Raw genomic sequence first — 13,658 nt, forward strand, 5'->3', positions numbered from 1 at the left:
CCGACAGATTTTGATGGCCCATCGATATGGCAAAATTATAGCAACTATCTATGAGCACATTGTCATTATCAGTTTGATTGATGCTAAGTTCCTGTTTACTTTGAAATGATAATACGAGTACTTTCTATCTGCAGCCAAAATATTTATGTGTGGTGTGATGAAAACGGCCTGCCCCTGTGGCGGGCTTTTTTCATGAAGACAAATTGCGGAGATACGTGGTATACACTGGCCACCATTGGCGCCCCAATGCATCGAGCCCCAATAAATGATTGTGCCAAATGCTGATCATTTGCCCGCCCGATTGCTGTACCCGCTGCTGCATCAGTTGCAGTTCGATGGCCGCATCTGCTGGTGTATCTTTTTGTTCAAATATGGAGTTGGCGTCCATCCAGCCAAAGGGATGAATTTCCAAATCGGTACTACACTCAGCTTCCAAATCGTACCAATAGTAAGGTACACTTGTACCGGCTCTAAAGCCATTGATGGTACCATAACCCATGCTGTATTCTTTGAGAATACCAACTTGTAAGAGCTCCCGAAATGTTTGCGGCAACCGGAAGTTGATGTAATGCATGCGGTTGCTTTGGTTGGGCATTTGCAAAATGTGTTGCAATACTTCTTGCTCTTGTTGTAGAACCGACGCTTGCAATGAAGCAGCCCAACTGGCATGCAAACCCACAGCACTATGCGTGGCTGTTTGCCGCATCAGCGCCTGCAAAGCCGTGCTATTGGGTGAAATGTTTTTATCGTAACCCTTTTGTGTTTGTGCCAACAGAAAAAAATACTGTGCCGGAATGTGTGCAGCTGTATGTTGTTGCTGTATCGCTGCAAATACATCAAACGGATCGGGAGCTTTGTGCTGCAATACAGCTAAGCGTTGTTGTAATGCCGTTTTATCATTGCGCAGCAACGACTTTACAGCGCCGCCCACATTGCGCCAAAAGCCTTTGTGCAAATAACTCCATGCCAGGTCTACATCAAAACTGAGCAAGGTGCTGGCTTTTGTAGGTACAGGTTGCCATTCTGGAAAACGTTCTTGCAAAGCAGTGGTTAACTGCAGCAACCATTCATCTACAATGGGTCTTTTCAACCAGCCCAGCTGAAACAACACGCTGTTGGTATGACTGTACCTACCGTACTCATCTGGTTCATATTTGGGCAAATATTCTTCGTAGCGGGTAATGCAATAAAACGCAGCCGCTAACACATCAAAAGGATGATCGCCGGCTGTGGCTGGGAAAATGATGGCTTGGTTTTGCCAGCGACCTTGTGGCACAGCTTTGTCAGCAATTCCCGTTTCGTACAACAACCCGTCGGGTTGTATCTGATATTGTATTTGTGTAAGCTGTTGCGTTGAATAATTAATGACCGGTTCTTGCAATGGCAGCGCTGCAACAGTAGTAACCAGTGGCAAGGGTTTGCCTTGCAAACGCTGCCCCAGCCATGCCGCCATGTATTGCAGCCGCGGCGTTATTGTATCTACCAGCATTACCATGCGCTGAAAATAAAAAAGTCGGCCTAATGCCGACTTGAAAGTTTTTGTACAGGGCTGCTTATTGCATGCCCCGCTCCAGAGCACTTTTGATGATGCTTTCAAATAAGGTTTGCGAAATGTATTGCGGCACATACGTAATGCCGCTGCTCTGCAGGCCACGGTTAAAGGCCCGCATGTGGTTGCGGCTTCCTTTTGCCAAATTGCCATACACCATGTCTATGTCTTGGTTGTCTGATTTTTCGATGGCTTCGGCCAAATCAAACAAATCGAGGTCTTCAATAGTGGCGCCAACTGTTAATGCAGCACTGGCACTTTGCATGCCATCAGCCACCAGTTTGTTGTAGAGTTGTTGCAATCCGGCATCTGCAAATTCGCCGGGTTGTTTGTTGGCTGCCGGGTCGGTCAGGTTGTACTTGTTGAGCAAATTGAGTACCGCATCCATGTGGCGTTGTTCGCTGGCGGCAATGTTGCCAAATTGCTGCAGGCCCCACTTGACATACAATGCCTGATACACATCCCGGGCCAGTTTTTCTTCTTCCCGCATGTGCAGCAAACTGGCTTGCTCATAAGCACTCAGCGGCTCTGCAGGCAAAGCCATGATTTGCGTATTCATCATGGCGGAATTTTTTCCGGGGCTGGCTTGTACCCGATCGGTTTTGGCACAGGCAACCATCAGAACCAACATAGCAGCAAGCAGGGAAACGGGAGATTGGCGTGTCATACGTGTTGTTGTTAACTGCGAAAATGATACTCCAAAGTGACCACATTCATTGCCGGTGCAATGTGAGCATAGTCACCACAACGTTACTATCATGCCAACCAAGGTTAATGAATGTTATAAAAGAGAACAGCCAGCAATGATTGCTGGCTGTTGTTAAAAATCTATAGTTGTTGTACTTACAGCTGATCCCAGTCGCCAAAGCGCAGGCCAATGTTGTAGGGTGCATGATCCAAACCAGATTTGTACATGCTCTTGGGCGCATAGCTACCGTAGAGCAAAATAGGTCCGAGGCCAATTTCTCCTACGTATTGAAATTTCCAGGGTTCAATATCAAAGTTGCCTTTGATTTTTTGCTTGCCGGCTTCGTTGCTTATTTGCTTGTTGCGGCTGCTGTAAAGGTAACCGGCACTTACACCAGCACTCAGGCTAAAGCCACCACCGTTGGGTTTGGTATCAATACCAATCATCAGCGGAACGGTTATATAATCCAGTGCCAGTTTATTTTTTTCAAAGGTTTTGCTGTCACGAAAAACATGTGGATCGCTGCCTTTTACATAAGAAGTTTTCAGGTCTGTGTCAAAGCGATAGTTATTCAACTCCAGCATCAAACCGTACGATACATTCAGCACCCGGTTTTTGGTAATGCCGGCCCGCTGGCGAACAATCCACAGGTTTACGTTTACGCTTTTACCATTGCGGAGGTTAAAATCGCTGCCGTTGAATGCTGGCGCACCAGCCGCCGGACGAGCATAGGCTTGTGCCGCTGCACTACCATAGTTGGTATTGTCGGTAAAATTGGAGAAGCCGAAATCAAAAGTCATCCAGTTGGTGGTTACATGCTTGGGCTTCTTTTTGCCTGAAGTCCAACGTACGGTGTTATCGCCTTTAGATTCTACCGTAGTAGTGTTGCCCTTTTTTTTAATAATGGTCATGTTGCCTACCCGGATGGTATCCGCGGTTTCGGTGCGTGTGCTGTCTGATTGGCCATAGCTTGCCAATGCGGCTGTAGTGCAGGCCGCTGCGAGTAACATTGTCTTCATTGTTTGTAGGAATTTATTGTGTTGAAAGTGTTTCCTGAAAAATTGCATCAATCTATGCTGTTTACTTCATAGTGGCAGCGCCGTTGTCGTTGGCGGCTACTACTTCGCTTTTGTCAAACGAACGAGTGACCTTGCGGGTTACAGTTCTGAAAACGCCACGCAACTTTTGCTTGTTGATTTTGGCGCCGGCTATGTTGATGCTGTTGTCTTCTTCTTCGGTTTCCATTTCGGTCATGGCTGCATAAGAGGCCTGCATTTTGCTATTGCTGTTGGCTTGCACGGCCAGTGTAGCAGGCATGGCCTCGGTTTGAATATTGGCCTTCATGGCCTTAGGCGTTTGGCCTGCATTAAGGGCTGCCGTTTCTTCTGGCGACAAGCGATAAGCGGCAATCATGCGGGCTCTTTCTTCGTTGCTTTGTGCATTGTCTTGTGCTGTGGTAGCAGGCTGCGTGGTGGCAGTTTGCACGGTTGTGGTTATCACCGGCGTTTGCTTACCCGGCTGATTGACCGCATACTGTGCCTGAGGTGCATCGGGGGTCGGCTGCTTTGGCAACACTTGTTGGTTAGAATCTGCCTGTGCTACAGATTGCACCGATGGCTGTTTGCTGCCAGGCGTATTCACCTTGGCCTGCATTGGCTGCTCTTCGGTTACAGTGGTAGTATTGCTGTTGTTGAAAAAAGCAAACCAACCAATGCCAATCACCGCAGCTGCTACGGCCAGTTTTTTCCAGGCGGCCAACCGAACAACCGGTGCTTTTTCTCCAGCTTCGCTGCGCAACAATTTTTCTTTGTTGGGCATCAGCACGGCTTCGGGTTGCAGCAGCGTTTGCTGCAGCAGCAGCCAGTCTTTGTGCGTTTCGGCATCGGCCAGCACTGCTGCGGGTAATGTGCCGCCATTGTCCAGTGCTTCCAGCAATTGCAACTGAGTGCTGGTCAGGTTGTCGGCATCCCACTGCATGGCTTTGATGAGGCGATGCTTTTGCGGCATGGCTGCGGCTTCGGCAGTAAGGCGGGTGTGTTGCAACAGCTGCCATTCTTTTTGTACCAATGGTTCGTTGCTGAGTGTGTTGGGGTCGGCGGTGGGTGTGCGGTCGAGCAAATCGAGCAGGGATGATTGCAGCGGCGTCAGCTGGTCGGCATCCCAGAGTTCGGGTTGCAGCAGGTCGTCTTTTCCTTCAAATGCCAGTTCGTGGTCGGGTGTGAGGCGGGTGTCCATCAGCAGCTGCAACTCCTCGGCCAGGTCGGGGTGCTTTTCGCAAAAAGCATCCACCTCCAGCATCTGCTGCGGGGCCAGTTCGCCGTCCACATACAGCAGGAAGAAGTTTTCGTAATTGTTTCTGTTGATGGTCATGATTAGAAAATTATACGTCGGTGGTGGGTGTGTGTTATACTACGTTTTCGATGCGTACGAGATAGTTGCGGAGCTGCACCCTTGCCCGGTGCAGGTACACTTTTACCTGGCTTTCGTTCAGGTCCATAATCTTACCTATTTCTTCGTAGCTGTAGCCTTCGTAATCTTTCAGCATTACCAGGCTACGCTGTGTTTCGTTGAGGGTGGCCAGCGCATTTTCCAAGGCCTTTTTCAAATACAGCTTGGGCTGGTCGCCGGTGCCGAGGGCGCCTTCCGGAATTTCCTCTTTGTAGTTCATCCGCTTCACCTTGCGCAAATGATCTATCATTTGGTTGTAGGCAATGGTAAAGAGGTAGGACTTGGCCTTCAGCGGATCCACATTATCGCGGTTGGCCCACAGCTTTTCAAAAGCACTCTGCACCACATCCTGTGCGTCTTCGGTATGCCGAAGGTTTTTGACAATAAACCGATACACGTTGTCGGCGTATTGCTTTACACATTCATTGTACTCTCTTTCGGTCATAGCAGCGTGGTTGAGTGTTTCTTTCTGTGGGGTGGTTGCAAGGTATTACGCCCTTGGAGCCAATTGGTTACAAGGTTCTCAAAAAAAATTTGAAACAAAAACCAGCAACTGTACCAGCGGTCAGGAGGCTGCTATGCCATGGCGGGAAAATGCCTGCAGGTACTGATCGATATAGGCATCAATTTGGGTACGCTTGTATTGCATTACAAACCGTGGATGTGGCAGGGCTTCAATGTGGTTGAACCACTGGTGCTGCTGATTGAGCTGCTGCAGGTACTGCAGGTTTTTGCCTTCGCCTATGCAAAAGGCCACGCTGCGCTGCACGGGCCAGTTCAGTTGGGTATCAAGGCATTGCTGCGCAAAGGGCAGCACGGCTTCGGCCAGCAGGCGATCGTCGTAGTAATTCACATTTTTGCCATCGGCTACAAAGCCCAGCGGACTGATGGAGCTGATGTACAGCTGCTGGTAAAAAGCAGCCACTCCGCCAAAGGCCTCCATCATTTCATACATAAAAATGGAGCTGAGCTCCGGCTTGCGGGGCCAAGGGTTGGCAATGCCGCAACTGTCTTTCAGCCGGATGGGATCGGTAAAGGGAACACCCGTAATGCCGGCTCCCAACCTGCCGGGGTTGATGCCAATCATGATGTAGCGGGGCGCTGCATCGGCATAGTATTTTTTGTAAAACTGCCGGCAGGCCTGCAGCACATCAGCATCGGCAAAGGGGTACAGCACTTCGTAGGGCGGCGGTACCTGCGGCGGTTGTAACTGTTGTATAAAGTTGAGTACCCGTTCGTTCCACTTCATTATTCGGCATTGAAATACGTCCACACAAAATCACTCATCCGGCGGGTCAGTTCCCAGGCTTCGTTGCTGGGTTCCCAGCTGCGGTCTTCGTTGTTTTTGGTAAATACCGCAAAAATGTAAGGCGTCTTATGACCGTTTACATACATCACTTCGCTACGGCTGGCATCTACAGCGCCGTTTTTACTGGCCACAAATACACCGGGCGGAATTTTGCTCAGGCCTTCTTCATCCCAATAGTTGCGGCCCAGTATGCGCATCATTTTATCGCTGGCATTGCCATTGATCACTTCCCGTTGCAGCATTTTTTCAAACAGAGTGGCCATTTCTGCAGGGGTTGTTTGGCCCCAGCCATACTGCTTGCGGATTTCTTCGCGGCCGGGGGTGCGGCTGTTTACTTTGGTGTTGGGCAGGCGCAGTTCATCCATCAGCTGATTGATGCGGGTGCCCGTGCCTGCCAGCTGTTGCAACCACAGGCTGGCCGTGTTGTCGCTGGTGGTGCACATGAGCATGATGACTTTGCTGAGTTCAATTTTTTCGCCGTCTTTAAAGGCACCCAAAATATCTACGCCGGCATAGTACAGCGAGTCGGCATAGGTCAGTTGATCGTGGTAATTGAGTTCGCCTTTTTCCAGCTTATCGAGTATGCCCACCAGGATGGGCACTTTTACAATACTGGCCGTGGGAAACACCGTATCGGCGTTGTAACTGGCTACTTTGCCGGTCTTCAGGTTTTTGATGTAAAAGCCGATATCGCCTTTGAAACCTTGCGTCATTTTCAGCAGGGCTTCTTCCAGCGCCTTGTCATTTTTTTGAGCGGCAGCCAGCAATACGGCACCGCATGCTACCAAGAGTAGCAGCCATTTTTTGCCTTGCATACAAGCAATCATTTGTTGCAAAGTAAGTGGTTTGATATATGTGGCAATGTTTATACGTTTTGCCTTACCTCGTGGTAGAGCCTGCGAGCATCTTCTGCATTGAAGAGTTGTGAACCTTCATTCATCGTAGCTGCCGAACCGCAGGCCACACCCATGCTGATGGCATCGAGCAGGTTGCCGCCTTTTTGCAACATGTAGGTGATGCCTGCCACCATGCTGTCGCCGGCACCTACGGTACTGCGCTTGGGCACTTCGGGGGCGGGGGCAAAAAACTGTTCGCTTTTGGTCACCAGCCAGGCACCCAGCGGACCCATGGACACAGCAGCCATTTCTGCAAAACCATCGTGCAATACCTGACGGGCAGCGTGGGGCACATCCGCCTTGTCGATGTAGTTTTTACCCAACAGCTTGCAGAGTTCGCCAATGTTGGGTTTGATAAGAAAGGCATTGCGGCCACGCAGTGCTTCGAGTGCTTCGCCAGAAGTGTCGACGATGCATTTAGCGCCGAGGGCATTGGCGGTTTTTACAATGAGGCCATAGAAATACGGCGGCAGCCCCGGCGGCAAACTACCACTGGCAACAATGTAGGTGGGGGCAAAAGCTTTGATATCGTCGATGAGGGCTACAATGGCTTTTTCTTCTACCGACAAACCCGGAAAAGTAAACCGAAACTGGTTGTTGGTAGATGTTTCCAACACTATCCAGTTTTCACGGGTTTCTACCTCGGTGTTTACGGCATGGTGCAGCAGGCCATCTTTTTTGAGCAGGCTTTGCAGCATGGCGCCGTTGTGGCCACCTGCCGGAAACAACGCAAAAGATGCCGTGTCGAGTTTTTTGAGTGCCTTGCTCACGTTGATGCCGCCGCCACCGGGCTCGTGTACCACTTCGGCACAGCGCAGCTTGCTTTCTGGCTTCATCTTCTCCACTTTCGAACTCTTATCAATGCACGGATTGAGTGTAACGGTTACGATCATAATGCTGCAAGTTGCATGTAATGATAAAAAGGAACAATGATATTGCTCAATGCACAAACCCTAAGGTGATTGTATGTTTCGCAACAAAGAATCTTGCCGGCGCAGCACACTATCCATGCGTTTCATTTCCTGCCGCAGTTTGGCGGCTTCGCGGCTGGCTTTATCTGGCGCAAAATGCCAGATGACGTGGATGCTGCTGTCCATGCTGTTGGCTGCATCCAGCACCGTGCCGGCTACATCACTGCTGTCATTGAGCAAAGAGATATCGACAAACTGTTCGTCGTTTTGCCGGAACGCTTTGTGCCTCACAATCACCAAATCGGGGAAGGCGGCCTGAATGTTTTCAACATAGGTATTTACCCGGTATTCAAAGCGTTGGCTGGTCCATTTTAGAAATGCCAGCCAAATGCTGGGCACCAGCAAAGCCACACCTATCAAAGTCATCCAACCACTTAGCTTGCGCCGGTTGGGCAAGTGGCCTTTGTAAAAATGTGCATAGCCCAGCAGGGTGCTGGTAAGCCAGGTACCGAGCCCTATAAAAAAACAGTTGATGAGAAAGAAATAAAAGCCGCCGAGAAAAAATCTCCATTGCAAAGTGGCTATGCCGTAGCCTGCAGTACACAGGGGCGGAATACAGGCTGTTGCCACCGCCACACCGGCAATTACTTTCACGGCTTCTTTGCGAATGATGCCAATGAAACCCGCAATGCCGCCTACAAAAGCCAGCATTACATCGAAGATGGTACCTTCTGTAAAACTGCGCAGTTCATTGGTGCTGTAATGAAAGGGCGTTACTACAAAAAACAAGGATGAGGCCAGCAAACTGGTGCTCACCATTACCAGCCAGTTGCGTACACTCAGCCGCATCATGCTACGGCTTTGAATGCTGATGCCAAAGGCAAACCCAATGACCGGCCCCATGAGTGGGGATATCAACATGGCGCCAACGATGGCCGCACTATTGCCTGCATTGAGCCCAATGCAGGCAATAACCATTGCTGCGGATAGCAACCACAGGTTGTGCCCCTTGAATACAATGCCCTCCTGAATTTCCCGATAGGTGTCGCTTTCGTGTTCTTCTTTGGGCAGTTGCCACAATTCTTTCAGTTGCTGTAGCGGCATGTTAAGCGGGTTGGTTCTCGGCCAGCACGTTGGCAATGCGTTGCGTCAAATCTTCGAAGCTGGTGTAGCCACGGGCAATGAGATAAAACTTGCCATCGCTTACCTGCATGAGCACCGCCGGAAAACCAGTGACCTGCAACTGCTTGCACAGCGCCATGTCGTAGTAGGCTTTCTCTTTGTACTCCTCGCTTTTCAGTTTGCTGTAAAATTCATCTGCATCGATATTGTATTTATGCAGCAAATGCCGGTAGGCTTCGTCGTCGCAGAGGTCGCGGCCTTCGTAGTGCAGGGCGTATTGCAAATCGGCGGCAAACAGCACCGCATCAGCCGGATAATATTCTTTGAAAACACTCAGCGCAATAGCGGGTTTTTCACTGCTCATCACCCAGTCGCTCAAGTCGGGGTTATTGATGTGCCACAGATAATCTTCGCCAAACTGAATGCCTGTAAGCTCTTCTACATTTTTGTAGGCCCCCGCAATGTAGCCCGCCATTTTTTCAATGGGCACTGGGCTGTCCGCAGGTATCATACCACCGCTCAGCACTTCAAAATCAATTTGGTCCCGAAGGTTTTCAAATGCTTTTTTGATAACGGGGCTAAACCCATAACACCAACCGCAGTAGGCATCGTAGCAATAAATAATCAATGGCTTCATGCTGCAAAGGAATAAAGAGGGAATAAGAAATAAGCAATAAAGAATAAGAAAGTGAAAAGGAGTCAATGCTAGCTTCGGAAACAAACAATCAGTTTGCAGTTTGCAATTTTCAGTTTGCAGGAAAAGCACGTATGTCCTGCTAACAGCAAATTCCAAATAACCACTTTGTGTTCCTTTGTGCCTCCCTTGTGTCTTTGTGGTTCAAAAAAACCTTCGCACCTAGTACTTCTCCCTTCGTACTTCTCATTCCATTTGGCTGTATATTCATCCGCAAAGCCAACGCTTATGCAAGCCATCGTGTACGAGTTCATTGGAACAGCACTCATTATTTTATTGGGCAATGGTGTAGTTGCCAATACTTCTTTGCAAAAAACCTACGCCGGCGGTGCCGGTTGGATTGTCATCACATTCGGTTGGGCCATGGGCGTGTTTACGGGTGTTTATGTGAGTGCTGCCGAAAGCGGTGCCCACCTCAACCCGGCTGTTACTTTGGCGTTGGCGTATTTAGGCAAGTTTGCCTGGAGCAAGGTGGGCGGCTACCTGCTGGCACAAATAGCCGGAGCGTTTGCCGGTTCGCTGCTGGTGTGGCTCACCTATAAAAAACAATACGATGCCAGCACCGATGCCGGTGCCATCAAAGCTACCTTTTGCACCGCCCCTGCAGTCCGTAGTTTCGGCTGGAACATGCTTACCGAAATGATCGGCACGTTTGCCCTCGTGTTTGGTGTGCTACACATTGCATCGCCCGCCAGCAGCCTCGGTGCCCTCGATGCATTGCCCGTTGCGTTACTCGTGTTGGGTATTGGTCTGAGCCTCGGTGGTGCCACCGGCTATGCCATCAATCCCGCCCGTGATTTAGGGCCACGCATTGCCCACATGCTGTTGCCCATTCAACACAAAGGCAGCAGCGACTGGGGCTATGCACTGGTGCCGATTGTTGGACCTGTACTGGGTAGTGCATTGGCGGCCATGGCGTATCATTTGCTGCACTTACCGTAGTGGTTGTTACAAGTATTTGTCAATGCTTTCCGGGGTTTTCACCCATAACTATCCTTTTATTTGCAGTCTTAAGCATAGGGCTATGGAGTATATTAGTTGTCAGAGTTGTGGTATACCGTTCGACAGAGCGGCAGGTAAGGGCACCAATGCCGATGGCACAGCAAACAATATGTATTGCAGCTATTGCTTTACCAACGGTGCTTTTGTACAACCCGACTGGACGGCGGAAGACATGCGCCAGTATGCCAACAAAAAACTACAGCAAAAAGGCATCCCATCTTTCTTAGCCGACATGCTCACCAGCGGTATTCCCAAACTGGAACGCTGGAACCCAAAAAGTCAGGATTAAAAAACTAGAGCTTACGGGAAAAATACATGTGAACCACAAAGGCACGAAGACACAAAGGGGCACAAAGAGGTTAGTTTTTTTTCTTGCCCGCAACTTCTTCCACCGCGGCTGTTGCCCGAAACCACGAACCAAAAACAAAAACCTGAACCCCCTTTAGGGGGCAGGGGGTTAATGGGCTTTCTTTTCGTACTGCCAGTTGCGGCCCTTGCCAGCAGCTACCCATTCAATGGTTTGTGCCAGGCGCTTTTGGCGGGTGGCTTCCGTTTTGGCTTCGGTAATCCACTGCACGTATTCTTTGCGGTGGCTGGGGGCAAAAGCTTCCCATACGGCCAGTGCCTGCGGTTGTTGCTGCATGGCTTCCGTGATGTAAGCGGGCAGTTGTACCGGCGCTTTTTCGGCAGGCTTTTTGGCCAGCTTGATGCCTTGGTCATTCAGTGCCATCGCTTCCTCAATCCAAGCGGTGAGTTGTGCATCGGATGGCAGGTCTTGCAGGGAAGTGAGTCGGCCCAAATGGCCCATGGCTACTTCGGATGCCGCCGTTTGCTGCAACACCGGATCTTTCATGAGTGGCGCCTTCCAAAAACCAAACACGGCATGCTGCTTAAACGAGGCCATGCTGCAGAGCATATCGCCTTTGTACATAAAATGCGGGAAGCTCCATTTCATGGTTTCTTCGGCCGTGGGGCATACCCGGTGCACAAGGCTACGCAGATGCTGTAGTATGGGCTGCGCAAAGGGCTGCGCTTTCTGGATGTAGGCATCTACCCGGGCATCGGTTTTCATGGCAGGTGTTTGGAGTAAAGATAAAAGTTGAAACGCGAAGACACGGAGGCGCTGAGGAGTACAATTGGATGGCGATTTTTATTCTCATCAATATCTCCCTCAGGCAACGTTTCCTGAAACCAACCCCAAATCATTTAAAATATAACACAACATCTCTGCAATCATGCACTGTTTGCGCAACATCCAACTCACCAGTAACAACAATTGAATCTAATTGACCCAATAAAGGATTATCTATACCAATTCCTTGAATTGAAATCTCTTTAATAACCTGAGTAGATCCATCATAAGATTCAAACCGAAAGGGAACTTCGAGTTTGAGTACTAAACAATTCCAAACGGGGCCTCCTTCACCAGTTGAAGTATTAACAAGTTCCGGATGACCTTTTAAATTGACGATATTTCCAGTTCTGTAAACAACTGACGCATCGGGAATTATCGCTGCAACAGGAATTAAATCATCCTCTGCTATCCAACCGCTGGAAGTTTGTCCATTAGTATTGGTAAATACAGTATAAATAAATCCATTTTGAAAATCTCTCGCTATAATGTGATACGATGAAGGAACAAGAAAAGATTTCTTTTTCGTATTAAAATCTGGCTTTATGTAGAAAAATGCTCGATCGGATTTTACGGCATAAGAAAAATGGAATTCACGTAAGGAGCCAACAACATCAGAATTTACAATCCTATCTTCAAGTAAAACATCCTCATCACTTTTATACATTTTTATCAATAGCAAAACAACAATCAATACAAAAACGATAATCGAGATTGGTCTAATAAAATTTCTAACCCTGTGAAGCGACGAAGAGTCACCAGTTTCAAATTCAAAATTGCCAGACGATTCACTTTCGGTAGCATTTTGTAACTCCTGCAATAAATCTTCAGTTATGCCATATTTTTTGCATATTTCAGAAAGTAAAACATCCTCACTTCCTTTATACTTAGAAAGGAGATGCGGAATTGATTCAATCAAATCAGGATTAAATCTCAAATAAATTTGTCTTAGTAATTTCTCCATTCAAATTTCACTTAAATCTATATCAACTTGTTTGGAGGATAAATCATCCGTATCATCAACTCCCTTTTTACTGCCGTTCGATTTCACTTTTTCACTTTTGATATTTTTTTGACCGTCTGTCAAAATTGACAACTCTTCAAGTATTTGTCGCTTAAAATATTCATCTTGTAAGTCTTTCGAAAATGAAACAAGAATTAAACCCGATATAGGGCTTAAAAAAATACTTGCAAGTAGTGCCCACCAAAATCCAATTTTTCTACTTGCACCCACACCTGCTATCACAAGGGAAAAAATAATCCATGATATAAGAATTAGCTCATCCATATTAATTGTTTTTTAAAGCCGTCAATGCAAATTATTGAAAATGATTGTTAGATGGGTATTTCCTTATCGGCAATTTCTCCTTCAGTGGAGTTTGCATCTACCCTAATCAAACTTTCAATTACGCAACGTCCCGTACCGGAGACGTTGCTGGCAAAATATTTTTGGAGCTTTTTTGCTACGCTCCAAATACTCAACCCCAAAAGCAATGGTATTTATCTTCTTCTATTAATTGAGTAAATTCCTTTATCGATTTCACGATGGACTTTGGTGAATAGGCGTGCCATTTCAAATCAGATTTCATCCAAAATACTTTCCAATGATTGTTGGTTTTCACGAAGGTTGTTTTTGCAACAGGAAATTCAGCCATTTCATTAGGATTTTTCCAGTGAGGCCGTATTTCAAAAACAATGATACTTTGGCCTTCAATCTTATATGCAATGTCAAGTTTGGCCCTGATTTCCTCAGGTGGCCTTATTCGTTGAAGGTAATTTTCCATTACTTCAATTACATCCAATGCTTGCAAAACGTCAATCGCCATGTTTCAAACTTTTATCGATAAAAATATCACCTCATCTTTCCAGCATCGTCTCCCGCAGGGGACATTGCTGCAACGCTACAC

The 13,658-nt window shown here is 48.0% G+C and carries 16 protein-coding genes; 2 read left to right on the forward strand and 14 right to left on the reverse strand.

The window, feature by feature from the left end; all coding sequences use genetic code 11:
- Positions 1-190: 190 nt before the first annotated feature.
- From V7Q13_RS15715 to V7Q13_RS15760, 10 genes are all read right to left on the reverse strand, one after another.
- On the reverse strand, positions 191-1,489 hold the full coding sequence (locus V7Q13_RS15715) for a DUF7033 domain-containing protein (RefSeq protein WP_333801621.1): 1,299 nt from the start codon (positions 1,487-1,489) through the stop codon (positions 191-193).
- A gap of 64 nt (positions 1,490-1,553) precedes the next feature.
- Positions 1,554-2,216 carry a DUF2202 domain-containing protein gene (locus tag V7Q13_RS15720; RefSeq protein WP_333801622.1) on the reverse strand — a complete coding sequence of 221 codons (663 nt, stop codon included), beginning with the start codon at positions 2,214-2,216 and terminating at the stop codon, positions 1,554-1,556.
- 176 nt (positions 2,217-2,392) lie between these two features.
- On the reverse strand, positions 2,393-3,256 hold the full coding sequence (locus V7Q13_RS15725; protein ID WP_333801623.1) for an outer membrane beta-barrel protein: 864 nt from the start codon (positions 3,254-3,256) through the stop codon (positions 2,393-2,395).
- Positions 3,257-3,317: 61 nt separating this feature from the next.
- Entirely contained in the window at positions 3,318-4,607 is a 1,290-nt protein-coding gene (locus V7Q13_RS15730; RefSeq protein ID WP_333801624.1) for a hypothetical protein, read from the reverse strand.
- 34 nt (positions 4,608-4,641) lie between these two features.
- Positions 4,642-5,130, reverse strand: coding sequence for an RNA polymerase sigma factor (locus V7Q13_RS15735; RefSeq protein ID WP_333801625.1), 489 nt, complete (start codon positions 5,128-5,130; stop codon positions 4,642-4,644).
- A 120-nt stretch (positions 5,131-5,250) separates the two neighbouring features.
- Positions 5,251-5,934 (reverse strand): uracil-DNA glycosylase family protein, encoded by a 684-nt coding sequence (locus tag V7Q13_RS15740; RefSeq protein WP_333801626.1) that lies wholly within the window; start codon positions 5,932-5,934, stop codon positions 5,251-5,253.
- Positions 5,934-6,809 (reverse strand): serine hydrolase, encoded by an 876-nt coding sequence (locus tag V7Q13_RS15745; protein WP_333801627.1) that lies wholly within the window; start codon positions 6,807-6,809, stop codon positions 5,934-5,936. Before V7Q13_RS15745 ends, V7Q13_RS15740 begins: the two co-directional genes overlap by 1 nt.
- A 50-nt stretch (positions 6,810-6,859) precedes the next feature.
- Entirely contained in the window at positions 6,860-7,783 is a 924-nt protein-coding gene (locus V7Q13_RS15750) for a 1-phosphofructokinase family hexose kinase (RefSeq protein ID WP_333801628.1), read from the reverse strand.
- A gap of 60 nt (positions 7,784-7,843) precedes the next feature.
- Positions 7,844-8,905: a DUF389 domain-containing protein gene (locus V7Q13_RS15755; protein WP_333801629.1), complete on the reverse strand. Its 1,062-nt coding sequence runs from the start codon at positions 8,903-8,905 to the stop codon at positions 7,844-7,846.
- A 1-nt stretch (position 8,906) separates the two neighbouring features.
- Positions 8,907-9,560, reverse strand: coding sequence for a DsbA family protein (locus V7Q13_RS15760; RefSeq protein WP_333801630.1), 654 nt, complete (start codon positions 9,558-9,560; stop codon positions 8,907-8,909).
- 285 nt (positions 9,561-9,845) lie between these two features.
- Here V7Q13_RS15760 and V7Q13_RS15765 point away from each other — a divergent pair, with 285 nt between their 5' ends.
- On the forward strand, positions 9,846-10,559 hold the full coding sequence (locus tag V7Q13_RS15765) for an MIP/aquaporin family protein (RefSeq protein WP_333801631.1): 714 nt from the start codon (positions 9,846-9,848) through the stop codon (positions 10,557-10,559).
- 82 nt (positions 10,560-10,641) lie between these two features.
- Positions 10,642-10,908, forward strand: a complete 267-nt coding sequence (locus V7Q13_RS15770; protein ID WP_333801632.1) for a zinc ribbon domain-containing protein — start codon at positions 10,642-10,644, stop codon at positions 10,906-10,908.
- A 168-nt stretch (positions 10,909-11,076) separates the two neighbouring features.
- On the opposite strand, the gene V7Q13_RS15775 is transcribed toward V7Q13_RS15770, so the two are convergent.
- The 4 genes from V7Q13_RS15775 to V7Q13_RS15790 form a co-directional block, all read right to left on the reverse strand.
- On the reverse strand, positions 11,077-11,691 hold the full coding sequence (locus V7Q13_RS15775; protein WP_333801633.1) for a YdeI/OmpD-associated family protein: 615 nt from the start codon (positions 11,689-11,691) through the stop codon (positions 11,077-11,079).
- Positions 11,692-11,821: 130 nt separating this feature from the next.
- Positions 11,822-12,715 (reverse strand): hypothetical protein, encoded by an 894-nt coding sequence (locus tag V7Q13_RS15780; RefSeq protein ID WP_333801634.1) that lies wholly within the window; start codon positions 12,713-12,715, stop codon positions 11,822-11,824.
- On the reverse strand, positions 12,716-13,039 hold the full coding sequence (locus tag V7Q13_RS15785; protein ID WP_333801635.1) for a hypothetical protein: 324 nt from the start codon (positions 13,037-13,039) through the stop codon (positions 12,716-12,718). It abuts the gene before it with no gap.
- A gap of 190 nt (positions 13,040-13,229) precedes the next feature.
- Positions 13,230-13,577, reverse strand: coding sequence for a DUF3024 domain-containing protein (locus V7Q13_RS15790; protein ID WP_333801636.1), 348 nt, complete (start codon positions 13,575-13,577; stop codon positions 13,230-13,232).
- Positions 13,578-13,658: the final 81 nt, after the last annotated feature.

The sequence above is a fragment of the Phnomibacter sp. genome, from assembly GCF_036803085.1.
In the GTDB taxonomy this organism is placed as follows: domain Bacteria; phylum Bacteroidota; class Bacteroidia; order Chitinophagales; family Chitinophagaceae; genus Phnomibacter.